The 25117-nt window shown below is 40.9% G+C and carries 26 protein-coding genes and 1 other RNA gene; 15 read left to right on the forward strand and 12 right to left on the reverse strand.

Annotated elements, in window-relative coordinates; genetic code table 11:
• Window positions 1-151 precede the first annotated feature (151 nt).
• Genes pdhA through PIECOFPK_RS08030 form a run of 4 tightly spaced genes read left to right on the forward strand, consistent with a single transcriptional unit; the run spans window position 152 to window position 3121 of the window.
• The gene (gene pdhA / locus PIECOFPK_RS08015; protein ID WP_330974210.1) at window positions 152-1147 is read left to right on the forward strand and encodes a pyruvate dehydrogenase (acetyl-transferring) E1 component subunit alpha; all 996 of its coding nucleotides are present in this window, start codon (window positions 152-154) and stop codon (window positions 1145-1147) included.
• A gap of 26 nt (window positions 1148-1173) precedes the next feature.
• Window positions 1174-1872 (forward strand): tetratricopeptide repeat protein, encoded by a 699-nt coding sequence (locus PIECOFPK_RS08020; RefSeq protein WP_409965546.1) that lies wholly within the window; start codon window positions 1174-1176, stop codon window positions 1870-1872.
• A 4-nt stretch (window positions 1873-1876) separates the two neighbouring features.
• Entirely contained in the window at window positions 1877-2359 is a 483-nt protein-coding gene (ribH, locus tag PIECOFPK_RS08025; RefSeq protein ID WP_330974208.1) for a 6,7-dimethyl-8-ribityllumazine synthase, read from the forward strand.
• Window positions 2360-2398: 39 nt separating this feature from the next.
• Window positions 2399-3121 (forward strand): (Fe-S)-binding protein, encoded by a 723-nt coding sequence (locus PIECOFPK_RS08030; protein ID WP_409965547.1) that lies wholly within the window; start codon window positions 2399-2401, stop codon window positions 3119-3121.
• Window positions 3122-3129: 8 nt separating this feature from the next.
• On the opposite strand, the gene PIECOFPK_RS08035 is transcribed toward PIECOFPK_RS08030, so the two are convergent.
• The 3 genes from PIECOFPK_RS08035 to PIECOFPK_RS08045 form a co-directional block, all read right to left on the reverse strand.
• Window positions 3130-3699 carry a hypothetical protein gene (locus tag PIECOFPK_RS08035; RefSeq protein WP_330974206.1) on the reverse strand — a complete coding sequence of 190 codons (570 nt, stop codon included), beginning with the start codon at window positions 3697-3699 and terminating at the stop codon, window positions 3130-3132.
• A 396-nt stretch (window positions 3700-4095) separates the two neighbouring features.
• On the reverse strand, window positions 4096-4455 hold the full coding sequence (locus PIECOFPK_RS08040; RefSeq protein WP_409965548.1) for a hypothetical protein: 360 nt from the start codon (window positions 4453-4455) through the stop codon (window positions 4096-4098).
• A gap of 474 nt (window positions 4456-4929) precedes the next feature.
• Window positions 4930-6120, reverse strand: coding sequence for a hypothetical protein (locus PIECOFPK_RS08045; RefSeq protein WP_330974204.1), 1191 nt, complete (start codon window positions 6118-6120; stop codon window positions 4930-4932).
• 129 nt (window positions 6121-6249) lie between these two features.
• Here PIECOFPK_RS08045 and PIECOFPK_RS08050 point away from each other — a divergent pair, with 129 nt between their 5' ends.
• The 3 genes from PIECOFPK_RS08050 (at window position 6250) to PIECOFPK_RS08060 (ending at window position 9121) form a co-directional block, all read left to right on the forward strand.
• On the forward strand, window positions 6250-8079 hold the full coding sequence (locus PIECOFPK_RS08050) for an ABC transporter ATP-binding protein (RefSeq protein WP_409965549.1): 1830 nt from the start codon (window positions 6250-6252) through the stop codon (window positions 8077-8079).
• A 57-nt stretch (window positions 8080-8136) separates the two neighbouring features.
• The gene (locus PIECOFPK_RS08055) at window positions 8137-8775 is read left to right on the forward strand and encodes a rhomboid family intramembrane serine protease (RefSeq protein WP_330974202.1); all 639 of its coding nucleotides are present in this window, start codon (window positions 8137-8139) and stop codon (window positions 8773-8775) included.
• A 73-nt stretch (window positions 8776-8848) separates the two neighbouring features.
• Entirely contained in the window at window positions 8849-9121 is a 273-nt protein-coding gene (locus PIECOFPK_RS08060; protein WP_330974201.1) for a hypothetical protein, read from the forward strand.
• Window positions 9122-9326: 205 nt separating this feature from the next.
• Here the strand turns inward: PIECOFPK_RS08060 and ssrA are convergent.
• The 3 genes from ssrA to PIECOFPK_RS08075 all read right to left on the reverse strand — a co-directional run bounded on the left by ssrA (window position 9327) and on the right by PIECOFPK_RS08075 (window position 11727).
• Window positions 9327-9704, reverse strand: a transfer-messenger RNA (tmRNA) gene (gene ssrA / locus PIECOFPK_RS08065).
• A 94-nt stretch (window positions 9705-9798) separates the two neighbouring features.
• Entirely contained in the window at window positions 9799-11184 is a 1386-nt protein-coding gene (rseP, locus tag PIECOFPK_RS08070; RefSeq protein ID WP_409965550.1) for an RIP metalloprotease RseP, read from the reverse strand.
• 234 nt (window positions 11185-11418) lie between these two features.
• Window positions 11419-11727 (reverse strand): hypothetical protein, encoded by a 309-nt coding sequence (locus PIECOFPK_RS08075; RefSeq protein ID WP_330974199.1) that lies wholly within the window; start codon window positions 11725-11727, stop codon window positions 11419-11421.
• 310 nt (window positions 11728-12037) lie between these two features.
• On the opposite strand from PIECOFPK_RS08075, the gene PIECOFPK_RS08080 reads away from it, so the two are divergent.
• Window positions 12038-12511 carry a DUF4442 domain-containing protein gene (locus PIECOFPK_RS08080; RefSeq protein WP_330974198.1) on the forward strand — a complete coding sequence of 158 codons (474 nt, stop codon included), beginning with the start codon at window positions 12038-12040 and terminating at the stop codon, window positions 12509-12511.
• Window positions 12512-12515: 4 nt separating this feature from the next.
• Here the strand turns inward: PIECOFPK_RS08080 and PIECOFPK_RS08085 are convergent, their stop codons facing one another.
• From PIECOFPK_RS08085 to PIECOFPK_RS08105, 5 genes are all read right to left on the reverse strand, one after another.
• Window positions 12516-14720, reverse strand: a complete 2205-nt coding sequence (locus PIECOFPK_RS08085) for a DUF4954 family protein (protein WP_409965551.1) — start codon at window positions 14718-14720, stop codon at window positions 12516-12518.
• Between the two features lie 99 nt (window positions 14721-14819).
• Complete coding sequence (gene glmS, locus PIECOFPK_RS08090) at window positions 14820-16658, reverse strand: glutamine--fructose-6-phosphate transaminase (isomerizing) (RefSeq protein WP_409965552.1); 1839 nt, start codon at window positions 16656-16658, stop codon at window positions 14820-14822.
• Window positions 16659-16851: 193 nt separating this feature from the next.
• Window positions 16852-18243, reverse strand: a complete 1392-nt coding sequence (gene mgtE / locus PIECOFPK_RS08095; protein WP_409965553.1) for a magnesium transporter — start codon at window positions 18241-18243, stop codon at window positions 16852-16854.
• Between the two features lie 197 nt (window positions 18244-18440).
• On the reverse strand, window positions 18441-18893 hold the full coding sequence (locus tag PIECOFPK_RS08100) for an RES family NAD+ phosphorylase (RefSeq protein WP_330974194.1): 453 nt from the start codon (window positions 18891-18893) through the stop codon (window positions 18441-18443).
• Window positions 18893-19342 (reverse strand): hypothetical protein, encoded by a 450-nt coding sequence (locus tag PIECOFPK_RS08105; RefSeq protein WP_330974193.1) that lies wholly within the window; start codon window positions 19340-19342, stop codon window positions 18893-18895. Before PIECOFPK_RS08105 ends, PIECOFPK_RS08100 begins: the two co-directional genes overlap by 1 nt.
• A 118-nt stretch (window positions 19343-19460) precedes the next feature.
• On the opposite strand from PIECOFPK_RS08105, the gene rnhA reads away from it, so the two are divergent.
• Genes rnhA through PIECOFPK_RS08120 form a run of 3 tightly spaced genes read left to right on the forward strand, consistent with a single transcriptional unit; the run spans window position 19461 to window position 21480 of the window.
• A complete protein-coding gene (rnhA, locus tag PIECOFPK_RS08110) occupies window positions 19461-19940 on the forward strand; it encodes a ribonuclease HI (protein ID WP_330974192.1) in 480 nt (159 codons plus the stop codon).
• Window positions 19941-19947: 7 nt separating this feature from the next.
• Window positions 19948-20274 (forward strand): L-rhamnose mutarotase, encoded by a 327-nt coding sequence (locus PIECOFPK_RS08115; RefSeq protein ID WP_409965554.1) that lies wholly within the window; start codon window positions 19948-19950, stop codon window positions 20272-20274.
• A gap of 18 nt (window positions 20275-20292) precedes the next feature.
• Window positions 20293-21480: a serine hydrolase domain-containing protein gene (locus PIECOFPK_RS08120; protein WP_409965555.1), complete on the forward strand. Its 1188-nt coding sequence runs from the start codon at window positions 20293-20295 to the stop codon at window positions 21478-21480.
• A gap of 63 nt (window positions 21481-21543) precedes the next feature.
• Here PIECOFPK_RS08120 and PIECOFPK_RS08125 read toward each other — a convergent pair whose 3' ends face one another.
• Entirely contained in the window at window positions 21544-21765 is a 222-nt protein-coding gene (locus PIECOFPK_RS08125) for a DUF2795 domain-containing protein (RefSeq protein WP_330974189.1), read from the reverse strand.
• A gap of 195 nt (window positions 21766-21960) precedes the next feature.
• Between PIECOFPK_RS08125 and PIECOFPK_RS08130 the strand changes: the two genes are divergently transcribed.
• From PIECOFPK_RS08130 to PIECOFPK_RS08145, 4 genes are all read left to right on the forward strand, one after another.
• A complete protein-coding gene (locus tag PIECOFPK_RS08130) occupies window positions 21961-22617 on the forward strand; it encodes an ABC transporter ATP-binding protein (RefSeq protein WP_409965556.1) in 657 nt (218 codons plus the stop codon).
• Between the two features lie 91 nt (window positions 22618-22708).
• Window positions 22709-24238, forward strand: a complete 1530-nt coding sequence (locus PIECOFPK_RS08135; RefSeq protein WP_409965557.1) for an MFS transporter — start codon at window positions 22709-22711, stop codon at window positions 24236-24238.
• 32 nt (window positions 24239-24270) lie between these two features.
• Window positions 24271-24525 carry a DUF6814 family protein gene (locus PIECOFPK_RS08140; RefSeq protein ID WP_330974186.1) on the forward strand — a complete coding sequence of 85 codons (255 nt, stop codon included), beginning with the start codon at window positions 24271-24273 and terminating at the stop codon, window positions 24523-24525.
• 68 nt (window positions 24526-24593) lie between these two features.
• Complete coding sequence (locus tag PIECOFPK_RS08145; RefSeq protein WP_330974185.1) at window positions 24594-24923, forward strand: hypothetical protein; 330 nt, start codon at window positions 24594-24596, stop codon at window positions 24921-24923.
• Window positions 24924-25117 lie beyond the last annotated feature (194 nt).

The following is a 25117-nucleotide window of genomic DNA, read 5'->3' on the forward strand; positions in this document are numbered from 1 at the left end:
TTTTCTTAGATAACATCCATAAAATCAAATGAAATAGCCTATTTAAGCAGGGAACCATCAGATAGCCATTATACAATTAGCATGAAATCATTTTTTCCCTTACTTTTGCTGTCCCCGAAGGGGTTCTTCGGAAATAAAAATTTTATAGCAGGTGGCAACAAAATTTTCTAAAGAGACGTATTTATATTGGTACGAATTAATGCAGTTAATTCGTCAGTTTGAGCTTACAGCGGAAGAAAAATATAAGATGGAAGGTAAAATACGCGGGTTTTTCCACGCGTATGTAGGACAGGAAGCTATTGCTGCAGGTTGTATGACTGCTACCCGTCCCGAAGATATCTTTATAACCGGCTATCGCGACCACGGTTTGGCAATTGCCAAGGGTATATCGGTAGAAAGTTGTATGGCCGAGCTGTATGGTAAGGCTACCGGTTGTGCCAAAGGTAAAGGCGGTAGTATGCACTTTTTTGGTAAAAAAGAGAATTTCTACGGAGGTCATGGAATCGTAGGTGCCCAAATAGGTACCGGTACGGGTCTGGCCTTTGCTGAAAATTATAAAGGCACCGACAATGTAGTACTTTGCTTCTTTGGAGATGGTGCAGCACGTCAGGGTATCCTGCACGAGTGTTTCAATCTTGCGATGCTGTGGAAATTGCCGGTTGTTTATATCTGCGAAAATAACCAGTATGCCATGGGTACTTCCGTAGAGCGTACTTCCAATGTAACCGATATTTCCAAGTTAGGATTGAGCTACGAGATGCCTTCCCAAGCTGTTGACGGTATGAATCCCGAAACCGTTCACGAAGCTGTAGCAGAAGCCGTAAAACGTGCACGTGAGAAAGGTGGTCCTACCTTACTGGAAATAAAAACCTATCGTTACAAAGGACACTCCATCAGCGACCCTCAGAAATATCGTACCAAGGATGAGGTGGAAAACTATAAATCAAAGGATCCCATTCAGGTACTCAGAAAAACTATGCTTGAAAATAAATACGCAACCGAAGAGGCGTTGAAAGAAATTGATGCCCGTTGCGATGAGGTGGTTGCTGCTGCAGTAAAATTTGCAGAAGAAAGCCCATTCCCGAACGACGATGAGGTACTGAAGGATGTTTACGTAGATCCTCACTATCCGTTTATTGTTGACTAGTTACTAAATTGAAGAAGTAAAATAAAATGGCAGCGAATACTAAAAAAACGGTTGAACAAGAGGCTCTTGCAACCAACGATTCTGTGGAAAAGATAAAAGGCTTATGGGAGAAAAGCGGTAAAACCATCAGTCTGATTTTGGGTGTATTGATTGTGGCTATAGGTGGTTTTTTTGCTTACCAGCAGTTTGTAACCAAGCCTAAAATAGCCGAAGCGCTGGATAAAAGCTATAAGGCTGAGGAATACTTCCGTATGGACTCTATCAACCTGGCTTTAAACGGCGATGGCGTTAATCCGGGTTTTGAAAAAATTGCTAGTACGTATAGTGGCACTCCGGCCGGCAATCTGGCTAAATTTTATGCAGGGGTGTGCTATATCAAGCTGAATCAAAATGATAAAGCAATAAAGTTCTTAGAAGATTTCAGCACTGATTCTAAGCCCGTACAACAGCGCGCTTATTTATTGCTGGGCGATGCCTATGGTGATTTAGGTAAAGGCGACAAAGCGCTGGAGTACTACAAAAAGGCAGCAAATCATTTTGTAGAAGATCAGCAAACAGCTTCTACTGCATTGTTCAGAGGTGCATTTCTGGCCCAACATGTACTGAACAATAAGAATCAGGCTATCGAATTGTATAAAGAGTTAAAGGAGAAATTCCCCCGTACTCAATACGGATTTGAGGCTGATAAATATCTGGCTCAATTAGGAGTTTATAACGTAAACTAAAAAAATGGCTTCTTTAGGTAATAGTAACTTAGTTAATATCAATACGGGCATCTTTAAACAGGATGCCTTTATTGTTTTGGTGAAAACAGAGTGGAACGCAGATATTGTAGATGAACTCGAACGCGGTTGTTTAAAGATACTGCAGCAAAACAATGCACGTGTGGAAACCATCGTAGTTCCCGGCAGTGTGGAAATTCCGTTTGCCATCAACAAACACTGGGCAAAGGCTAAAAAAAAGATGGATGAACCACATGCCTATATTGCATTGGGATGCGTGATACGTGGCGAAACCCCTCATTTCGACTATGTATGCCGTATGGTAGCTGACGGTATATTGCATCTGAATTTGCACTTACCTGTGCCCACCATTTTTGGGGTACTGACCGTAAATACTGTAGAGCAGGCCTTGGACAGGCTGGGCGGTAAACACGGCCATAAAGGCGAAGAAGCTGCTATTACAGCTTATAAAATGATTGAGGTGGAATAATATTAGGCTCATTGAGAGGGACAGAAAAGATGAATACAAATGCATAACGTACATATTTTTATTCCATGTTTTGTGGATCAGCTGTTTCCCGAAACAGGGTTTAACATGGTGAAGGTGTTGGAGCGTTTTGGGTGCAAGGTGCACTATAATCCAGAGCAAACCTGTTGCGGACAGCCCGCTTTTAACTCAGGATTTTGGAATGAGTCTAAAGCCGTGTGTACTAAGTTTATCAATGATTTTAAGCAAGCGGAATATATTGTAGCCCCCAGCGCCAGCTGTGTGGGATTTGTACGTAATTATTATCCCAAGTTATTCAATGAGTCTGCATTGCATAACGAAGTAAAATCCTTGCGCAGCCGAACTTATGAGTTCTCCGAGTTTTTGCTCAATGTATTAAAGGTGCAAGACTGTGGCGCTACATTAAAAGGGCTGGCTACTTATCACGACAGCTGTGCTGCCTTACGAGAATGTAAAATAAAGCAAGGCCCCCGTACGCTATTGGAGAATGTGCGTGGGCTGGTATTGCGTGAGATGAAGGATGTAGAAACCTGTTGTGGTTTTGGTGGTACCTTTGCTGTAAAGTATTCCGGCATCTCCATAGGTATGGCCGAGCAAAAAGTAGAGAATGCCTTGGATACGGAGGCGGATTATATCATCAGTACCGATTTATCCTGCCTGATGCATTTGCAGGGATATATCGATAATAGAGGGTATAAAATAAAAACCATGCATCTGGCGGATGTATTGGCCAGCGGCTGGTAAAGCGTGTATTACTGTTTTTTCAATTCTGCTATTTCTTTTTGTAATTGCACCAGCAGGTTCTCGATGTGGGCTAGCTGATTGGATGGCGCAGCATTTGGCCCCTGTGAGGCATGGTAGTAGGGCTGCGGTTTGGTGGGGGTACCGTATGCGTCTTCATCCTCATCTGAGTCTTCTTGTAGCTCTTCTACATCTTCTTGGATCTCTTCCACATCCTCTTGGATTTCATCAAGGTCTTCCTGAATTTCTTCCACGTCTTCCTGAATCTCATCCACATCTTCCTGAATTTCCTCAATATCTTCCTGAATTTCTTCCACGTCTTCCTGAATGATTTCGATGTCTTTGGTATTTTTATTTACAGCCATTTGAATGAATATGGCTAGATAGATGGCTTCCAGCGATACTACGGTGGTAAGCACCAGAAGCATTTGGTCAAAGCTCATTACATGTAGCGCCGGAAGCAAAAATGCTACAATGAAAAATATAGTATGAAATATCAGCGATGCAGTAGAGCCAATCCATCGGGTAGCAATATCTGCAATGCGTTCCAGTCTTACCTTGTTGCGCTCTCTTATGGTCATTGCTGCTGATTTTTGAGGTGAACGGGCAGGGGCGCAAAGTTACTTAATCCATCCCATACTGATGGGAAAATCTGGATGCATTATGCCGGAGGGGTGTATCGCATAGAAGCGGAAATTAGGGGAGGTGATGTTTTTGAAGCTTTGCTATGGTTAGGGTAGAGGTAGTATGCTAGTGAAGGCTTGAATGAGGGTTGAAATTTGGTTGTTTAAAATTCGTCAATCCGCCATTGCGTGGAGCTGATGTTGTGTGTTAGGCACTTTTGTTGTCAGTCAATTCCAAGTTTTTTATGCTTTGCTTGCCATTCTTTTCCAAATTTAATTTTTCTAATGCCAATTTCCGCTTGTTTTCTGGCAAACATTGGATAAATCTTCTTTTTTAAATCAAGACCATATAATTTAATGTATTGGAATTACCATTCGTTCTTCTTCTTCCCCCCATTGTACTTGCCACATTCTACCATCTATTTGGTCAAGCAGAATGAAATTATATATGTTTTTTGTGGGATATAGAAAGAATCTGCCATTCTTTTCTTCATCTTTACTTACCCGAGAGATATCCGATAGTGTAGTCTCGAATCTATATTGGCTTCCTTTTGTACTCCATTGTACTTGCCACATTTGTCCATTTCTTGTGTTTAGTTTTATAAACGTATACATATTTTGTGTAGCAAAAAGTCGATACACCACACTACTATCCGTAGAAATATTTTGAATAGGAGGTTGGAGTGTGTTTTGAGCAAACGTTGGTATTGTCATTAATGCAAGAATCAAATTCAGATAAAATGTTTTCATAGCACTTGCTATTATTAGTTTTTGGTGTATTGTTTGTTATGATGATATACTATTATCTAATATACAAAATTTTAATAAAATTAAAAATATATATTAATAAATATTTATTAATATGTATAACTTACTTTACCTTCACTAAGTTTATTAGGCAGATCATTATGCGTACTTTTTATTGCTTTACCTTATAACCTAGGTTGCATGTATTTTCTATAATAAAAAATGCAAAAGTGATAAATGGCCGCTTTTAATCTGAAAAACTAGACCCATGAATTAGGGGGTATATAACCGGCCGCAAGTTCACAAAGTGGCAAATGAAAAAGCTCGTAGTTTTTGATTGCTGTAATGTCATTCGTTTATGTATATATAAAATTATAGCTTTTTTCATTTTGACTTAGGTGCAATACGCGTGAAAGCTAATCCTCGTAGATCACAAATTGATTACGACTGAAAAACCGCAAAACTACCGCCAGTCCAGGTTTTGTCTTTGTTGTAGCGTACACCAATCATCTTACCTTTGCTAAGACGCGCCAAGTTGTTTACCGGAAAAGGTCTTTCCGCATTTTTCGGCCAGAAATAAAAAATGCGGATTTCTGTTTTGGCCGCTTCATCGGGCGTTTGAATTACCGAAGCGTATTGCACCTTGCGTTGCAAAATCCAGTTTTCAGGATCTTTGATGTTTTCAATATCTGCGCGTGTTACATCAATCACCACACCTTGTCCCGCAAAAGAAAACAGCGGCTTGAGCACATAGTTGTCTAAATCTTCCGGTATTTGTTGGAGAGTATTGACAAAATAAGTGGTCGGGATATTGGGATGCTGAATAAAAGGTAGTGTAAACTTGCTGATTCTGTAAAACCAGTTTGGATGCGGACACCACGTTACATCAAGGTCTTCAAATAATATGGCAGCTTTTTCCCGCACCCATGCTTCTTGTTGTAAAAGTTCGTCGAAAATTAAGCGGTTGTATATCCTTTTAATTAAGGTTTCTTTACCATTGTGGATGTAGAAAAGTTGTCTCCCTTTTTTGATTAGCTCCGTTACGCAAACGGGTTGAATACCCAAATACTTTTCAGTGCAATAAAAGTCGATTGCGGTTTTTTGTTTGTGAGGAAAAATCTCCAGTAGTATTACTTCTTCGGGTTGATGATCTTGCAGAATAAGCTCCCGTAATGCCTTCAGGTAGGTTTCTCGGTTTAATCCACTTAAATAACTGCTGTAACCTTCGGGAAGCGAGAAGTGCTTCTGAAAAGCATCGGCTAAAAATACCTGATAGGCAAAAAGGGTAGGGAAGGCCTGCATTTCAATAAGCTGCGGTTCCAGCGTACCATCGGCACTTGCGCATACACCAAAGTCAAATGCAATACAATCGGGCCGCGCATCTTCGTGCCGAACCTCCAATCCTGCCGGAATAGCTCTTTGCGTGAGCTCCTTAAAATCCGGTCGGAGTATGACGTCTACTATACTTTCGCAAGCACTTAGCAATTTGTCTCGAAAGTCTTTCGGTATAAATACGGGTGTTTCCGCTACTCTAAACTGCAAAGGAGCGATGCTGCTCAGTTCGCTCAATAAGGTACGGTATTTTTCTTCCGTAAAGCTATTATTATAAGCTTCTCTGATTTCTTTTACCATTGCTACGGATTTATACCGAAAAGATAGCAAATAAGTTTTTAGTTTTGACCGATGTGGCCTTAAAAGTGGATATTCTGTGATCAGATGAATAGGCCTTAAATTTTCACTTATAACAGCTACCTTGCATGTATGAGGCATTTAAGCGTTTTGGGGAAATATTTCTGGAAGTATAGGCTGAGGTTGAGTGCCGGTATCCTGTTTGTGGTGCTGTCCAACTATTTCAGTGTACTTTCTCCGCAATTGATGCGTTTTATTATCAACTATGTTGATAAGGCGTTATCCCTAACTAAGCATGATTTTGTGGAAAATGCGGGAGAATACGATGTTCTGGTACAGAAGGTGATTCGGTGGATTGACCAAGAGCGTACTGTGGCCCAGGTAGTGGTGGTAGGCAGTTTGGTGATATTGGGCTTAGCGCTTTTGCGTAGCTTTTTTATGTTTCTGATGCGGCAGACCATCATTGTAATGAGCCGCCATATCGAGTATGACCAGAAGAATGAGGTATATGCCAAATACCAGCAGTTGGACACTTCCTTTTTCAAGCAGCACCGAGTGGGCGACCTGATGAATCGTATCGCGGAGGATGTAAGCCGTGTACGTATTTTTACGGGACCGGCCATCATGTATATTGTAAATTTGGTGTCGGTGATTGCATTGAGCGTATTCTTTATGCTGCAAAGCAGCAAGGAGCTCACTTTCTATGTGCTGATACCATTGCCTTTGTTGGCTATCATTATCTATTTTGTCAATAATACCATTCACAAAAAAAGCGAACGTATACAGGAGGCTTTGTCGGATCTTACTACTAATGCACAAGAATCTTATTCTGGTATAAGGGTTATTAAATCTTTTGTGCAGGAGAAAAATATGTTTGAGTTTTTCAGAATAAATGCTGAGACTTATCGTAAGAACGCCATTAGCCTAGCTAAGACGGAGGCAGTGTATTTCCCTTCTATCAATTTGCTCATCGGCATCAGTACTTTACTGACCATAATGATTGGTGGACTTTATTACATCAATAATGAGCACAATATCAGTTTAGGTACCATAGTAGAGTTTGTGGTGTATGTGAATATGCTGACCTTTCCTGTAAGTGCTATAGGTCTTACGGCGAGTATGGTACAAAGAGCGGCGGCCTCCCAAAAGCGTCTGAATGAATTTCTGGATATTCAGCCCGAAATACAAGATAGCCCCGATGCTAAGGATGTAAAACTGGAGGGAAATATCGATTTCAATAACGTTACATTCACTTATCCCGATACGGGAATTGTGGCATTAAAGAATTTCGATTTACATATTAAAAAAGGGGAAAAGGTGGCTATTACCGGACGTACCGGTAGTGGAAAAACTACAGTAGCACAGCTTTTACTGCGTATGTATAATGCGCAGGAAGGCAGTATTCAATTTGACAGCATTCCTATTGAACAGATTCGTCTGGCATCGCTTCGCAATCAGATCAGCTATGTGCCACAGGATGTATTTCTGTTCAGCGATACGGTAGAAAATAATATTCGTTTTGGCATTCCGCATGCGTCGAAGGAGGCGGTTAGGGAGGCTGCGAAAATTGCAGGACTGGAGAAGGAAATCGAAGGCTTTGCAAATGGGTATGATACCATGATTGGCGAGCGGGGTGTAACCTTAAGCGGCGGGCAGAAGCAACGTATATCTATAGCCCGAGCCATTATTAAAGACACGGCGATTGTGATTTTTGATGACTGTCTGAGCGCTGTGGATGCTAAGACCGAGAAAGAGATTATGTCGCGCCTCAATCCATACCTGGAGGATAAAACTGCGATTATCATTACGCATCGGGTATTCTCCCTGCTACAGTTTGACCGAATTATTGTGCTGGACGAAGGCGCTATTGTGGAGCAAGGTACTCATGAGGAGTTGATGCGTATACCCGACGGGTTTTATGCTCGTTTATATGCTCGTCAACAGGAGGGGAGGGAAGAATAAGCAACTTTTAAGCTCCGGGTGGTTTTTTATTTTACATGAATCTTTTATTTTTACCGGATGGATATTACTATTACGCTTGTTATTGTGGTACTTACCGTAGTGGTATCTTTGATGGGATTCAATAATTCCAAGATTATTGATAATCTGATATTCTACGGCCCTGCTATTGCTCAGCGCAACCAATATTATCGCTTTATAACCTGCGGACTGATTCATGCCGATTTTATGCACTTGGCGTTTAACATGTTGGCACTATACAGTTTTGGGGTAATATTGGAACGACAGTTTTTTGCTTCGCCACAGATTTTTGGAAGGGAGGCGGGGGTATATTACCTCATGCTATATGTAGGCGGGCTCATTGTATCCAGCATGCCGGATTATTTTAAGCACCGGGACAATTATTATTTCCGCAGTTTGGGCGCTTCTGGCGCAGTGTCGGCTGTGATTTTTTCCTGTATTGTACTATATCCTCGTTTGCCCATCAGTTTTTTCTTTTTGCCGGGAATTCCAGGCTGGTTATTCGGTTTGCTGTATATGATTATTTCAGCTTATCTAAATAAGCAGGGTGGGGGCAATATCAATCACGGTGCACATTTATGGGGAGCCGTCTATGGGATTGTATTTACCGTACTGTTTGTATCTCTGAAAGGAAATATTAACGTGTGGGAAAATTTCCTTTATAACCTAAGGGGATAGCAACGGAACTTGTTATTGCTAGGTATTGAATTTTTTTATAACTTTATAAGAGTACCATTTAAATCTAACGATAATGCCTGAACATGTTTTTCCTAATGGTTTTGAATCCTGGCAGAAAACGCACTTTGAAGTGGTAGAAGCACTGTGTTATCTGCGTGATTTGGAAGAAGGTAAACAGTCCAAAGCATTCGAGGAAATGCTGAATAGGAGCGCTACAGACGACCTGTATCAGTTGGCTGTAGACCTTACCGATAAGTTTGAGCGCGAATGTGTGGACAGGAAAAGTAATTTGTTTGATTTGATAGAGGAATTTGTAAGTGAAGAGGTGAAGAAGGTGAAGGCGTAAATGTTATAAGCTCAGCTTCTGTACCCGAGTATTCCTTGTAGCACTTTATCCTTATATCATCTTTCAAGGCGTTTCACTTTATGTCACTTCCAATAGTGTGCAAAATTCATCATTCAACATGAAGTAGGGGTATCCTTATTTTAAGGATATGGAGAAGAGTTTCTAGTATTTGAAGTGGATGATTTGAGGCTTATCATTCGAATGGAAGTGGAGGCGACCGGAATCGAACCGGTGTCCAAACATATTCTCCAAAAGCTTTCTACATGCTTATTTCCTTATTATTTGTCGGCTCTGAACAGGAAAGGAACAAACCAATTCAAAGCTTAGCTGTATGAGTCTTTTGCTGTACGCACAGCCTAGTACAGCAGCATTCTGCATTTGTTTTGATGAGTCGGCGGCGGAGCTTGGTAGCAGAACAACCTGCTCAACGCGGCCCAAATGGCTTTCTAATCACTGATTAGGCAGCCATGGCATACTGAGTGTTGCCATTTATAGTTCGGGTATTCAGATTTACGGGCTAATTACCCAACGCCCGGCATGCTTACACTTTCAAAGACCTATGCTGTCAAAACCAAACGCCCCCATTTACAAAACCATTTGCTTCTACATAAAGCGGCTGCAAAGATACATGATACTTATTGTATCTCCGATTTAAACTATGCTAAAATGTATTACAGCTATTTTCCCCAGCCAAACCAGTCGTTACCGTTGGCATATAACATCAGTGCTAGCAATAGTACCATTCCCACCATTTGGGCATACTCCAAGAACTTATCGCTGGGTTTTCTGCCACTGACGATTTCGTAAAGGGTAAACATCACGTGGCCTCCATCCAGTGCCGGAATGGGGAGTAAATTCATGAATGCCAACACAATGGATAAAAAGGCAGTAATATTCCAGAAGGCTTCCCAGCTCCAGTAAGTAGGGAAGATGGATCCCATGGCCTTGAAACCGCCTACACCTTTGTAAGCCTCAGTTTTAGGATTCAGGATCAGTGCAAACTGATCGATATAAGCTTTTAATTTTTCTCCTGCTTTTCTTACACCAGCCGGGAAGGCTGCTAAAAACCCGTACTCACGTTTTTCTACACTATACGCACCTAGTTGCTGATATTCTTCATCCGTCAATAATGGGATACCAATTTTGCCATCCTCATTTACCTGTGCAGTAAGTGTAAGAGGCTGGCCTTCTCTTAAAACCGAGAGGGTAACGGTGCTGTTTTTCTTAGCAGACAGGATGGGAGACAGCTCATCATAAAACTGTACGGGAATAGAATCAATGGCTGTAATCAGATCCATTTTTCTGAGACCTGCCTTATAGCCACCCAGTGTATCCATTTTAAATTTCGGGTTGTAATCTCCCACATAGGCGGGTACCCGTTCCGTAAACATATATGCTTTCTTACGGCGACTTTCTACCAATTTACCGATCAGGTTTACGGGCACATCGATAGTAAGACGTTGTCCGTCGCGCTCTACTTCTATTTGCTTACTGCCGATGAGTATTTTTGCTGCCAGATCGTCGAAATATTCGATCGGTTCTCCATTTACAGAAAGAATTTTATCGCCAGATCTCAGACCTATTTCACTCATCAGACTGTCAGTAACGGCAATACCGTATTTTAAAGAGCTCATAGGTACTTTTTTCTCGCCCCACACAAACAAAATCATGGCATATACTACAAATGCTACCAGCACATTCATAATAATACCGCCTAACATAATAATCAGACGTTGCCAAGCCGGTTTGGTTCTGAATTCATAGGGCTTCGGAGGTTGTTTCAGTTGTTCCTTGTCCATGCTCTCATCGATCATACCGCTGATTTTTACATAACCACCTAGCGGTAACCATCCGATACCGTACTCGGTTTCGCCCACTTTTTTCTTAAACAACGAAAACCACGGGTCGAAGAAGAGATAAAATTTCTCCACCCTACAACCAAACCATCTAGCCGTAATATAATGACCAAACTCGTGCAGTAAAACCAATAGGGATAAGGATAGAAGCAATTGTGCTACCTGTATACCCACATTAGACCAATTAATTGCTAAAGTATAAAGCATTCTTTCTGTGTAATAAAACTTTAAAAATTACGCAAAGATACGTCCTCTCTGGAAAATGAATATACGGATTTGTATTGATTCTACGCTGCTGCGATTGATTACAAGCGTTTTTAACAATATTTTCCGTATTCGTATAGCAGTTATGGGGGTAAAATTAGGAAATAAGGTTGGTATAAATAGTGGTCTTTACTATTTAAGGAATACGTAGTGGTATCAAAGCGGGGTGTGGGGCAGCTAGGTATTTTTAGAGGGGTGTTTACTTACGTTATTGTTGAACCATTTTAAATTATCGAGCCATTTTATTCTTTTTATAAGTTTATTAAGCACTAAAAATAGTGCTGTAGCCACAGCGAGGTTAAGCATAATATTACCGGGGAGTACACCATAGCTAAATACCTCGATGGGCTCCGGCTCATTTTTATTTAAGTAAACAAAGGGAAAGCCCCATAGAATTTTTTTCTGGGATAAAAGGTAAATGATATTGGGCCCTAGGCAAAGCTTCAAAACAGCTCCTAAGAGTACTATTTTTCTTTTCTGAATCATACAAGAAGCTTTAGTATTTATGCTCCCTAATCGTAACTGCCTCAATAGGGCAGCGACAGGTTATATCATTAAGGCTGAATTGCATTATTGGGATTAGTAATGATTGCTTATTGGCTCTTTTAAAACGAGGTTCGTTTACAATGATTAAAAAACATTAAAGTTTTTCAAAATGATCACGTGTTCCTTGACACTTGGATAGTGCGGTTCACGGCATTTCTTAAAAACGAATATAAAAAATGTTTATAAATATAACAGGCTTTGCAATCGTGGAATATCTCATCTCGTTTAACTTTATAGGAAAATCAATACTGTGGAAAACACTTTTATCAAGCTAGCTAACTCAGCTAAGTTTAAATGGTTTTTGTTGCGCAAATTACCTGCAGCCTATTTTAGCGGTGTTCGGATAAAGTATATGGATGAAAAGGAATGTAGGGTAGTAGTGCCTTATACATGGTTTTCTCAAAATCCTTTTAGGTCTACTTATTTTGCTTGCTTGGCTATGGCAGCGGAATTGAGCACGGGTGCATTAGCTATGGCCAACGTGTATAAAAGACAGCCTTCCGTTTCGATGTTGATCGTGAAGATGGATGCAACATATCATAAAAAAGCAAGCAGTGTTACCACCTTTATTTGTACAGACGGATTGCCTATGAAAAGTAAAATAGATGAAGCGATTCGAACAGGGGAGCCGCAACTATTTACAGCTATTTCCATAGGTACAGATGAAGAAGGCAACAATGTTGCTACTTTTACTTTCACCTGGTCTTTTAAGGTGAGGCAATAATTATTTATTTAAAATTTCTTATCAGCTCCTCTATCGTATTTCTAAAAGCTTTCATTTCTTCCTGTTGTTGTACTACAAACTCATTAGTGCTTAAAGTGCCCAGTACGCTTTCTCTTTCTTCAGGGGTATCATATACCATGTTTTTGAATTTGTTTTTGAAGTCTTTTTCTTTGGACTGATAAATTCCCTGTGTAATCCATTCTTTGATCTCTAAAACATCTGCAAAAACATTTTTCAAAAATGTAGCATTATACAGTGTCTGGCGGTCTACCTCGTACACTTTTAAGAGTACTGATACGGCATGAGCAAGTTTTTGTGATGGATATAACTTTGCCTGCTCTTCGTAGAAATGGTGTACTGCATCCCAAGAGTTTATTTTGCCTTCTCTGATATTACTCAGCAGTTGGTCGAGAGCTTTTTGTTGAATCAACTGCCCACCAACATTCATCCACTTATTGTTTTCAGTTTCTATAGGAATGTGCGCTGTGAGTTCTGTTACTGAAGTAATATTGTTTTGAGTAATGTACTGGATGATTTCTTTGCCCGCATAGTATTGGAGCATTTTTTTATAAGCATTATACGCTTCTTGTACTTTGATGATGCGTACCGGTCTTTTTGAATTTTCTATATCGGAGCCTAGAATAGTAAGTTTAGCTATTACCGGATCATTCTGTTCGAGCAGGTATTCGCCTTTGCTAATATAATCCACATCGCTTCCTATCATCTTATGAGCTTTATAAAAAGCTTTTCCCGTAAACTTTTTGAGTAGTTCAATAGCTTCAAGAATCTCGTTCACACTATCAGGCGCTAGTGCATTAAACTCCAATAATTGTTGTTTATTGATGCGTTTATCGCGTGCGGCGAACTTGCTTTCATTCCTCAATATGGCGTACATGTTATACAGGAACCAATAAGCCGGCATAATTACCAAACTGTTGGTATGTTCTTCATTGCTCACCAAAGAAAAGGGGAAGGGAATATTGAGTTCGGCAGGATAGTTGCCTTTTGCAATCATTGTAAATGTGGCAAACTTGGAATTGTGTTTCAGGCTAACACAGAGTCCCGGCCAGAAACCTCTTCCTGCTTGTATTTCACCATCGGCGCCGCGCGAATTATGATTGGAACCAATCGTAGCTCCGGCGGCCATATTGCTTTGCCCCATTAACAAAGCTGCACACAGGAAAGAATTGTTGTGATGTTGTTCATGTGCAGGAAATATCAGGGAGTTTAAAACCTCGCAGCAGGATACAGTAGCGTTCTCTCCCAAATAGGAGTTAATCAAACGCGCACCGTACTTTAATTGGGAGAAGGGCGCTAGAATAAAACGAACGGCCTTTACACCATAGAAAACGCGGCAACCTACTCCCATTATTCCGTTTACCATTTCGCATCCTTCGCCTATCTGCGATTGGGCATCTGGGCTGGAGTTGATGGTGAGGTTTTTAAGCTTGTTCGCTCCTTTAATATAAGCATCGCTACCTATTTTTACATCTTTAATGATGCGGCAGTTTTTAATCACCGTTCTCTGACCCACTACACCATAATATCCATGGAGGTTGTCAAAGCGCGACTCTGTGAAAGTTTTAAAGGCGTTCATCAATTGCTTGTCGCCACGATATTTGGTCCACAACCATGCATCGCCTGCCAGCATGCCATCAAAGGGCATCACTTTTCTGCCCCCGTTTTCATTACATAGCTCTAGCCATATGCGCACATTTTCTTTTTCGCCCTCTTTAATAATGCCGTTGCCGAATTTGCTGTGTGAGGTACAACTCATTTCATTAACGTTGGCAATGATTACATCATCCTCTATAATATAACGGCTTAAGAAATTTACATTGCTGATGGACACATTATTGCCTATATCGCAACTTACAATCATACTGTGATACAGGCCTACAGGGAATCGCACTTCACTAAACTCCAGAAAATAGGGTTCTAATTTGCCAATGCGTACATGCCCATAGAAAGTACAGGCTTCGATGAGAGTTATATCAATGCCATCTCTTACCAATATATCATTCCAGTTGTTAGAGTGATTACCGTTGGCTTTAAGAATTTTGATTTCTTCCGGCGTTAAAGGTCGATAATCGTTGGCGGGATTTTGCTGAAACCTTAAGTAGTACTCATCTTTTCCTTCCGGTAGAAATGCTTTAGGTATAAAGTTATATCCCAGTTGCTCTGCTCTATGCTTAATGATATGGTTCATATGGTTTCTGATACTGGTGTTTTAATACGTTGTAGCTTGCAACGATGCTGTTTACGGCATATTGTTGGTTGATGATGTGTTATGCCGAATCCGCATTACTTATTCAACAGTTACGCTTTTAGCCAGATTTCGCGGTTTGTCCACATCATAGCCTTTCGCCACTCCGATGTAATAGGATAAAAGTTGCAGTGGTATTACATTCAATAATGGTGCAATAATTTCATCAGCTTCGGGCACTACCAATACATCGTCGCAAAGTTTAGAAGCTACCTCATCACCTTCGGTAACAACAGCTATCAGTTTACCTTTTCGTGCCTTTATTTCCTGCATATTACTGAGAATCTTTTCATGATAAGTGTCTTTGGTAGCTACAAATACGACGGGCAGGTTTTCATCTACGAGCGCAATGGGACCGTGTTTCATTTCAGCAGCAGGATAGCCTTCGGCATGGATGTAAGAAATTTCTTTCAGCTTTAGTGCACCTTCCAATGCAATAGGGAAGTTGTATCCGCGTCCCAAATAAAGGAAACTATGAGCATCTTTATATTTTTCAGCAATTCGTTTAATACTTTTTTGATGATTCAGAATCCAGGCAACTTTTTCCGGTACCGAATCCAGTTCTTTCAATAATTCGCGGTAGCGATGCATGGATAAAGTGCCTTTCACATAGGCGAGCTTTAAAGCAATCATGGTAAGTACCGTAAGCTGTGCTGTAAAGGCTTTGGTAGAGGCTACTCCGATTTCCGGTCCCGCATGGGTGTAAACTCCTGCATGTGATGCTCTGGCAATGGAAGAGCCTACTACATTTACCACGCCTAATATGGTGGCCCCTTTAGATTTGGCGTTCTCAATTGCAACAAGTGTATCGGCTGTTTCACCACTCTGGCTGATAGCCAGTATAACATCTCCTTCGTTAATAATGGGGTTTCGGTAGCGGAACTCTGATGCGTACTCTACTTCTACATTAATGCGACAAAGCTCTTCGATAATGTATTCCGCAGTGAGACCAGCATGCCAGCTGGTGCCACAGGCGATAATGATAATTCTGTTGGCATTGATGATTTTGTCAGCATGTTGCTCAATACCAGAGAGCGTGATGCTACCTGCATTGGCATCCAAGCGTCCGCGCAAACAGTCGTAAATAGAAGTGGGCTGTTCGAAAATTTCCTTCAGCATGAAGTGATCATAACCGCCTTTTTCAATGTCGGCCAACTCCATATCCAGCTTTTGTACATAAGGCGTAATTTTTTCATTGCCGAGGTTTTTCAGTATGAGTTCATCGGGTTTTACGATCGCCAGCTCGTAATCGTTGACATATACAACTTCCTTAGTGTACTCGAGCATAGGTGAGGCATCGGAACCCAGAAAATGCTCGTTCTTGCCTACTCCGATAACGAGAGGACTACCTTTTCGAGCGGCAATAATCGTATCGGGATTTTCATCATCAATTACCAGAATTACATATGCCCCCGTTACGCGTTTTAGGGCAATGCGAATGGCTTCTTCAAGCGAGCAATTATTGTGTGTTTTGATTTCTTCGATAAAGTTTAAAAGCACTTCGGTGTCGGTATCGCTTTTAAAACTATAACCTTTCTTTTCCAGTTCGGTTTTTAATTGGGCGTAGTTTTCAATAATCCCATTATGAATCATGGCGATTTTTCCACTGGCAGAATAGTGTGGATGAGCATTGCGATCGCTAGGTTCTCCGTGTGTCGCCCAGCGTGTATGCCCGATACCTGTGGTGCCAGATATATTACTGGTGCCTATGGCATCTTCAAGGTCGCTTACTTTACCTTTCTTTTTATAGATGGTGATCTTGTTGTCTTGTTGAAGTGCTACGCCTGCACTGTCGTATCCTCTATATTCTAATCTCTTTAATCCTTTTATAACTATTGGATATGCTTGTCTATGTCCTGTGTAACCAACAATTCCACACATATGATGTTTTTTAGGGACGAAAATAAGGCTTTTCATTTTCTTGTGCAATCGATTGCACATTCTATACAGTTCTATTCTTATAATTTTTTTAGATACAGGATGTTAGAGGGGGTGTATTGGCAAAATGCAAGTAATGGGTGTAGGCAGTAAAAAAGGACCATATCGTTGTACAAAACTGCAGCAGTGGGCATGCTTACAGCATGGTGCCATTCAATAGCAAATAAGCTACAGTGAAATAAATTACCAATCCTGTTACATCCACCAGTGTAGCCACAAAAGGTGCAGAGCTTACGGCAGGGTCGGCGCCTAATTTTTTCAATAATAAAGGCAGCATACTCCCCGACAAGGTTCCCCACAATACTACTCCAATTAATGTGAAACCAATCGTTAGTGCTAATAGTAGCCAATGTTCTCCATATAGGTGAGGCGCAATAGAATGATAAATGAAAATTTTCAAAAATCCGATAATACCCAGAACGGTTCCTAATAACAGTCCCGATACGATTTCTCTACGCATCACACGCCACCAATCGCGCGTGGTAACTTCGCCTACTGCCATAGCTTGAATAATCAATGTGGAAGCCTGTGAACCACTATTCCCACCGCTACTAATGATGAGAGGAATAAATAAAGTAAGCACAACAGCACGCGCAATCTCGTCTTCAAAGAAAGCCATAGCAGTAGCTGTAAGCATTTCTCCCAAGAATAATACTACCAGCCACAGAATACGTTTTTTAAAAAGCTGGAACAAAGGAATATCCAAATAAGGTTCGCCGAATGCCTGAGTACCCCCCATCTTTTGCATGTCTTCACTATACTCTTCGGTGGCCACCCAAAGGATATCGTCAATCGTAACGATACCCAATAGTTTATTGCTTTCGCTAACTACAGGCAGTGCCACCCGGTTGTTCATCTTAAAGATTTCGCTTGCGGACTCTTGATCGTCGTATGCCTTAAGCGAAATCACTCTTTCGTCCATCAGCTCGGAAACCTTGGTGCCGGGATCGCTTAAAATAAATTCACCGATACGAATATCGTCTAGCAGTTCGCCTGCTTGGTTGATAACATAAATCACGTTGATGGCTTCGCTATTCTTGCCATATTTACGGATGGTATCGAATACTTCTTCCACCGTATTATGAGGGTAGACATATACATAATCGGGGTTCATCAAGCGCCCGATACTGTTCTCAGGATAGCCCAGTAGTGAGAGGGTAACTTTACGCTCTTCCGGATCTAGAAGCTTGATGAGCTCCCGTACAGCATTGGCCGGCAACTCTTCCAGAAAGTCCGTACGGTCGTCGGCAGGGAGTTCGTTTAGAAGCGCCGCTGTATAGCTGGGGGCTAGTTGTTGAATAATGTTCTTCTGTTCGGTGGTCTCCAGCAGTTTGAACACATTCACCGCACGGTGCATCGACATATTGGCAATGATCTGTGTAGCGTACTCGGGGTACTCATATACTAGTTCCACTACATCGCTGATGTTCTGATCGTCCAAAAATGCCTTTATTTCGGACTTATTACCGGAAGCGATGATGTTTTCAAACTGTTCTGCTAGCGATATTTTTCCATCCTCCAGATTCATTGGCCAAACCTACATTAATTTTTAAACTTCGAAATTAAATAAACAAAAAAAAACCGAAAGAAAATTTTACAACAAGCTTATAGGTAAAATGCATATAGTCCTTCGCATATCCCGCCTTGTACAGAATAGGACAGCACGGACTGAAGTATACATGCTACTGGAGTAATACGAAGTAGGTATGTTGATGTGGAATAATTCTAGAAAAGTCGTTCGTCTAGTCCGTATGCTTTGTTGGTAACTATTTTCAGCTTCTTAAAATCCTTATGCTGAGGGTTGATAAGATAGTTATGTTCTTCCGGAATAACGGCCGAAGGTACTTTTAATGCTAGTGCTGCTTGTGAAAGTAAAAACTGATCGCCTATATACTGGGTGTAATCGAGATCTTGTGTCCAATCTTTTTTAAGAACTTTATGATCAATTTCCGTGATGGTATTTTCCGGAATTTGTATTTCGATCAGGTGGTATTTGGGACGCATTGGCGTCAACGTTCGATTATAATTGACTACAATCTCCAACACAGCTAGTGAGATGTGCTCAGTGCAGTACAATGCGTACTGCCCCTTGCCGTTCCAGCGGCCTCCATAAAGAAATGCTCCGTATCCGGAAATGTCTTCTGCGTATTCTTCTCGTGCTATTCTGTAAATGTTCATTATGCAGGTATACCGTGTTGAATTCTGCCTAAAAGATCAATTACATCCTGTATGCCGTTGTGTGTGGTGAGCTTGTCTTTAACCCTGTCGCTATCCAGTGAAAAGGGAGCGCTTTGCAGCCATGTTTTAAAGCCTTCTTTTCCGAACAGCTCATTACCGGTATCAATCAGTTGCTCCAATAATAGGATACGCTCAATTTGTAAGCCGTTAAAACTGCTGTTGTCTTTTGCGTATCGGTGCAGGGTGCGCTCACTGATAAAAAGCATATCTGCCCATTCGCCGATGGTAAAGGGGCCCTTGTCAAGAATTTTCTTAAAATCCTTGTATGTAAAGTTTTTCACCAATACCTCTAGCGAAGGCTTTGAGGTAGGGGTAGGATAGGGTGGATTAGTGTGGGCGACGCGTTTCTCGCGTACTTCAGGCGTATATTTTTTAGGGCTTTTTTTCATTGTATGCCATTTGTCACAAATATAAATGAATTTTGTCTTAATTCAAAATAGGCCTTAATTTTTAACAGATCTGTATTAATAATTCGAAGCATTATTTTGCAGCTCGCCTATATTTGCTATGGTGAAAGATGAAATTGTTATATATACTGATGGTGCAGCCCGTGGTAACCCTGGCCCGGGCGGATATGGCGTAGTGCTGATGTATAAGAATCATAAAAAGGAATTATCCGCAGGCTTTAGAAAGACTACCAACAACCGCATGGAGCTTATGGCAGTAATTGAAGGACTTAAAGCACTGAATCGATATGATATCCCTGTAGTGATTTATTCAGATAGTCAATACGTGGTTAATGCTATCTCCAAAGGATGGTTAGAAAATTGGATAAAAACCAATTTTAAAGGCGGTAAAAAGAACAAAGACCTATGGATGCAGTATCATGCTTTAGCCCAAAAGTTTAAAATTCGTTTCGAGTGGGTAAAAGGACATGCCGATAATCCGTACAATAATCGTTGCGATGAGTTGGCAACCACTGCAGCCGATGGTAACAATCTGGCTATAGATAAGGGCTACGAGCAGGAGGGGTTATTTGAAAACTAATGAGCAAATGCGATATTGTCTTACTGTTGATTTAAAAAATGATGCTACGTTGATTGAGGAGTACGATCGACATCATCAAAACGTATGGCCTGAAATTAAAAAAAGTATTCAGGATGCAGGTATTCGTAACATGGAAATCTACAGAGTAGCCAATCGTTTGTTTATGATTATGGAGGTAGATGAAACTTTTTCATTCGAAAAGAAACAAGCCATGGATGCTGCAAATTCTAAAGTACAGGAATGGGAAGCGCTGATGTGGAAATATCAGCAGGCATTACCCTTTGCAAATCCCGGTGAGAAATGGGTGCTCATGAAGAAAATTTTTGAGTTATAAGAATGCATTCAACTTTTTATGAAAAGGATTGTTTATTTTCTTTTTATAACTATTCTTTTTTCTTCTTGCTATGCTGTCAGGGCATACCGCTTCCGTAAGTTTGAATATAAAGACCTGGATAAATTCAGGGTTACTACCATCAAAAAAAGCACCCGGCCTTTTCATTTCGAATATGCTCAGCGTGATCATAGTACATTAACATCCTATCTCGATTCCAATCTTCAAAATAGTAGTACTTATGCTTTTCTAGTCATACAGGACGATAGTATACTTTATGAGAAGTATTTTGCGCCGATTGATAGTGCCGCTATTTTGCCATCCTTCTCTGTTGTCAAATCTTTTGTAAGTACGTTAGCACAAATAGCGCATCAGGAGGGTAAGATTAAGTCGTTTGCCGATCCGGTAACGGAATATTTACCTTGGATATTAAAGAGCGATTCCCGCTGGCAATATGTTACCGTGCAACACGTACTGGATATGCGCACAGGTGTGAAGAGTAGTGAGACCTACGACAGCCCATTTAGCGACGTTATTCGGTTGGGATTTACTCGTAACGTCTCCAATCGACTGCAAAAGCCAATCTTGGATACATTGCCCGGTAAGTTTATTTACAAAAGTGTCAATACCCAGATTTTAGCATCGGTAATCGAAGCGGCCACAGGGCAAAAATTACAAGATTATTTATATGAAAAATTATGGTTGCCGTTGGGTATGGAGAGCGATGCTACCTGGCATATCGATGCTAAGGGAACGGTACGAGCTTTCTGTTGTTTGAACGCCACCCTTAAAGACTATGCTAAAATCGGTAGATTGTATTTGAGAAATGGGAATTGGGAAGGTGCTCAATTATTATCACCTCAATGGGTGCAGACGATTTTAAACGCAGATACCATGCGTATTTATCAAGGATATAAAAACCACTGGTGGAGTAGTCGAACTATAAAACGATTTCAGGCAGCAGAAGAAGCTTTAGAATTCATCCAAACCAATCCGGACTGGTATTATACAGAAACGATTCGAAACGGAAAGGTATATTATAATGCAAATAAAAATTTAAAGGGGATTTTCGCTCAGGGTATGCTTGGGCAGTTCCTGTACGTAAATCCCCAAAAAAAATTGATAATTGTGCGATTAGGGCATAATTGGAGCCATCCGCGATACTATGCCCAGAAATTTATTGAAGAATTGGCTGAAATGATTGATTAAACAGAAAAAGCCACTTACTAAGCGGCTTAAACAATACTCTTTTTATTAAAACTAGATTTAGTCTTAGTATTCGTCTTCGTTAAAGAGAAAATCTTCTTGCGTAGGATAATCAGGCCAAATGTCTTCGATGGTCTCGTAGACTTCGCCTTCATCCTCAAGCTCCTGCAAATTTTCCACAACTTCCAACGGAGCTCCGCTGCGGATGGCATAATCGATCAGCTCGTCCTTGGTAGCTGGCCAGGGTGCATCTTCCAGATAAGAAGCTAATTCTAGTGTCCAAAACATAATTAATTCAATTTTCTATCTTTAACGCTAATTTGTAACCAACGGTTGCACGGAAGTGCGAAAATTTTTTGCAAAAGTAATCGTCTTCATTGATATACCAAACTGCTTTTAAAGAGATTTTAAATATTTTATCAGAATTTGAGCAGTAAATTTTACATTTGAAATCCTGTTCGCAAATTTATTGAACCGCTTCTAATGATACACGGAAAGGATATTCATAAGGCATATGGAAATATACAGGTTTTAAGGGGCGTAAGCATTGATATTGAGCGTGGTGAGGTGGTATCCATCGTGGGGCCTTCAGGAAGCGGAAAAAGTACCTTATTGCACATCTTGGGTACATTGGATAAGGCCGATAGCGGCACAGTGACCATGAATGGGGTGGATGTTCGGGCTTTATCTCCTCAAAAATTGGCGGCTTTTCGTAACCGGAATATAGGCTTTGTGTTTCAGTTTCATCATCTGCTGCCTGAATTTACGGCACTAGAGAATGTGTGTATCCCGGGCTGGATTGCAGGCCGAAAGAAAAAAGAAGTGCAACAGGAAGCCCTGGAACTACTCGAAATTTTGGGCGTATCGCACAGGCTGCAAAATAAGCCAGCCGAATTGAGTGGAGGCGAACAACAGCGGGTAGCTGTTGCAAGAGCCCTGATTAACAAGCCCGCTGTGGTATTGGCAGACGAACCTACCGGAAATCTGGATACTACCAATGCCAAAGAACTTCATGATCTGGTGTTTGATCTGCGCGACAGATTCCGCCAAACATTCCTGATTGTAACGCATAATGAAGAGCTTGCCAGGCTTAGTGACCGCGTTTTATACATGAAGGACGGCCTTATTGTTTCGCAATAGGTCGGATTTATTGCTATAGGAAAAAGGGGTATAGAACCCGATAAGATAGGATTACCGGTTGGTATATCATTAAAACGAATAACGATTGTATATGAAAAAAACGACTAACGAAACGCGCGTAATTACCAAGGTTATAGCGGCTTCTTCGCTGGGAACCATGATCGAATGGTACGATTTCTACATTTTTGGAATGCTGGCTAAAACTATCTCCACCGAGTTTTTTCCCGAAGGAAATGCTACTGCAGCGCTGCTAAGTACGCTGGCCATTTTTGCTGCCGGTTTCATTGTACGACCTTTCGGCGCATTGGTGTTTGGCCGGCTAGGCGATATTTTAGGAAGAAAGTCTACGTTTTTATTAACACTTGTTTTGATGGGCGGTTCCACGTTTCTCATAGGACTCGTGCCCGGATATAAAACCATTGGTATTGCAGCTCCTTTGCTGGTGCTATTATTACGTTTAATACAAGGATTGGCGTTAGGGGGCGAATACGGTGGCGCGGCTACCTATGTAGCAGAACATGCCCCCTTAGGCAGGCGTGGATTTTTTACCAGCTGGATACAGACCACGGCTACGTTAGGATTGTTTCTGGCGTTAGGGGTGATCATGCTGGTGAAATATAGTATGGATGATGCAGCATTTAATGCAGAGTGGGGAGGATGGCGCTATCCTTTCTGGTTCTCCATTTTGCTGGTTGGAGTGTCCATTTATATACGGATGAAGATGCAGGAGTCGCCCTTATTCTCCAAACTGAAATCCGAAGGTAAAACCGCCACGAATCCACTTAAAGAAAGTTTCAGCCATAAGGCTAATTTCAAAATGGTGTTATTGGCACTGTTCGGGGCTGTAATGGGGCAGGGAGTGATTTGGTATACCGGTCAGTTCTATGCACAGAGTTTTTTGGAAACAAAAGTGCTGCTCAATTTTGAGCAAAGTCGTACGATTATGTTGTGGGCCATTTTATTTGCTACCCCGTTCTTTATTTTCTGGGGATGGCTCAGCGATAAGATAGGTCGTAAATGGATCATGTTGGCAGGAATGGTTATTGCGATACTTACCTATCGTCCTATTTTCGGTTATTTTTTAAAGAATGCTGATGTTACAAAGTGGGAGCAAACTATTGCTCATGAAGCTCCGGAAACTGTAGTAAAGAGTGCACAGGCTAACGGTGATGAAACCATAACATATCGACAGGAAATAAAACTAGCCTCAGGGGGAGGTTATGTAAAAGAACGTACCGATGTCGTAAATGTAGCTACCGGTGCAGTTGCTACCGGCCAAACCATGTATAAGGAAAAGGTGCTTCCGGATAATTTATACTGGAAATATGTGGGATTAGTGTTTTTGTTGATTTTTTATGTGACCATGGTATATGGTCCCATTGCAGCCTTCTTAGTTGAACTATTCCCCGTGCGGATTCGCTATACTTCAATGTCGTTGCCCTATCATATAGGTAACGGTGTGTTTGGCGGTTTGGTGCCTTTTATCGGTGTATTGTTACAAACGAACTTTACAGCAGATCCGCTGGTGGGACTTTGGTATCCGATAGGTGTAGCTGCACTTTGCTTCATTATAGGAGCTTTCTATCTCAACAATGGGATTGATGAAAACGTGAATGATTAAATCACTATTACTTAAAATTAAATTTCATTGCCATGAATGCTATAAAAAGAATACTGGGAGTGCTTTGGCTATTGTTGGGGCCAGTTGTAATATATTTTCTTATTGCAGGAGCTATTGAAAATATCGATCCTGCAGGCACTAAGGATATCAATAATCCCATTGTATGGGTAATTATTATTTTCATATTTGTGCCGATATCAGTAGGATTGATGATTTTTGGATGGTATGCTTTGAAAGGCGAGTATGATCGGCTACCCACCGATTCGGAAGATTTGAATTTCGAATAGTTAAGAAATTGTAATGATTTAAAATCCCCTTTTAAGAAAAGGGGATTTTCGTTTATATTTGCTACTCTTTGAAAAAGATATATCAGTACATATCGGCATTATTTCTGTCAGGTTTATTAATGTTGCTCACTATCGGGTTACCAGTTGCCTATAACACCATAAAAGAGTTAAAGCAAAGCTTAACCCATAGTGAAGTAAATGACGGTCCTTATTCTAACACCACAGAAGAAAAAACTCCCAGCAATTTAAACTTAAGTGAGGAGTATGTACATGATCATCACCATCATTCACCAACTCTCATTTCATTGATAAACGGCTCTTACGAACATACTCATGAAGCTATTTATATGGCATATCATGGCGAGTTGCATTGTCCCCCACCCAATTTTTTGTCATAATAGTCTTTATCCTTAAGGATTGTATAGAAGTGTATGGTCCGGCCTATTGTGGTTCGGAAGGGTTATCTGTTTAAAGCCTGTACCATTTTTCACCTTAGCTCATATGTAAGTGGCTATTGTAAGCATGCGTCGTCGTGCAGAATAGCTCATTGGAGATATGTGTAGAAAATTATTAAAGGCTCATTTGATAAAGT

It is taken from the genome of Chitinophagaceae bacterium C216, assembly GCA_028485475.2.
GTDB classification, from domain to species: domain Bacteria; phylum Bacteroidota; class Bacteroidia; order Chitinophagales; family Chitinophagaceae; genus Niabella; species Niabella composti.

Coding starts and splice junctions, on each gene's coding strand:
- PIECOFPK_RS08055 (WP_330974202.1), top strand. CDS start 8,137: ATGGATATTACTATTACGCTTGTTATTGTGGTACTTACCGTAGTGGTA.
- glmS (WP_409965552.1), bottom strand. CDS start 16,658: ATGTGTGGAATTGTTGGTTACACAGGACATAGACAAGCATATCCAATA.
- PIECOFPK_RS08130 (WP_409965556.1), top strand. CDS start 21,961: ATGATACACGGAAAGGATATTCATAAGGCATATGGAAATATACAGGTT.
- mgtE (WP_409965553.1), bottom strand. CDS start 18,243: ATGAATCTGGAGGATGGAAAAATATCGCTAGCAGAACAGTTTGAAAAC.
- PIECOFPK_RS08040 (WP_409965548.1), bottom strand. CDS start 4,455: ATGACAATACCAACGTTTGCTCAAAACACACTCCAACCTCCTATTCAA.
- rnhA (WP_330974192.1), top strand. CDS start 19,461: ATGGTGAAAGATGAAATTGTTATATATACTGATGGTGCAGCCCGTGGT.
- PIECOFPK_RS08050 (WP_409965549.1), top strand. CDS start 6,250: ATGAGGCATTTAAGCGTTTTGGGGAAATATTTCTGGAAGTATAGGCTG.
- PIECOFPK_RS08135 (WP_409965557.1), top strand. CDS start 22,709: ATGAAAAAAACGACTAACGAAACGCGCGTAATTACCAAGGTTATAGCG.
- PIECOFPK_RS08060 (WP_330974201.1), top strand. CDS start 8,849: ATGCCTGAACATGTTTTTCCTAATGGTTTTGAATCCTGGCAGAAAACG.
- PIECOFPK_RS08140 (WP_330974186.1), top strand. CDS start 24,271: ATGAATGCTATAAAAAGAATACTGGGAGTGCTTTGGCTATTGTTGGGG.
- PIECOFPK_RS08020 (WP_409965546.1), top strand. CDS start 1,174: ATGGCAGCGAATACTAAAAAAACGGTTGAACAAGAGGCTCTTGCAACC.
- PIECOFPK_RS08030 (WP_409965547.1), top strand. CDS start 2,399: ATGCATAACGTACATATTTTTATTCCATGTTTTGTGGATCAGCTGTTT.
- PIECOFPK_RS08120 (WP_409965555.1), top strand. CDS start 20,293: ATGAAAAGGATTGTTTATTTTCTTTTTATAACTATTCTTTTTTCTTCT.
- PIECOFPK_RS08100 (WP_330974194.1), bottom strand. CDS start 18,893: ATGAACATTTACAGAATAGCACGAGAAGAATACGCAGAAGACATTTCC.
- rseP (WP_409965550.1), bottom strand. CDS start 11,184: ATGCTTTATACTTTAGCAATTAATTGGTCTAATGTGGGTATACAGGTA.
- PIECOFPK_RS08115 (WP_409965554.1), top strand. CDS start 19,948: ATGCGATATTGTCTTACTGTTGATTTAAAAAATGATGCTACGTTGATT.
- PIECOFPK_RS08085 (WP_409965551.1), bottom strand. CDS start 14,720: ATGAACCATATCATTAAGCATAGAGCAGAGCAACTGGGATATAACTTT.
- PIECOFPK_RS08075 (WP_330974199.1), bottom strand. CDS start 11,727: ATGATTCAGAAAAGAAAAATAGTACTCTTAGGAGCTGTTTTGAAGCTT.
- PIECOFPK_RS08105 (WP_330974193.1), bottom strand. CDS start 19,342: ATGAAAAAAAGCCCTAAAAAATATACGCCTGAAGTACGCGAGAAACGC.
- ribH (WP_330974208.1), top strand. CDS start 1,877: ATGGCTTCTTTAGGTAATAGTAACTTAGTTAATATCAATACGGGCATC.
- PIECOFPK_RS08035 (WP_330974206.1), bottom strand. CDS start 3,699: ATGACCATAAGAGAGCGCAACAAGGTAAGACTGGAACGCATTGCAGAT.
- PIECOFPK_RS08125 (WP_330974189.1), bottom strand. CDS start 21,765: ATGTTTTGGACACTAGAATTAGCTTCTTATCTGGAAGATGCACCCTGG.
- PIECOFPK_RS08045 (WP_330974204.1), bottom strand. CDS start 6,120: ATGGTAAAAGAAATCAGAGAAGCTTATAATAATAGCTTTACGGAAGAA.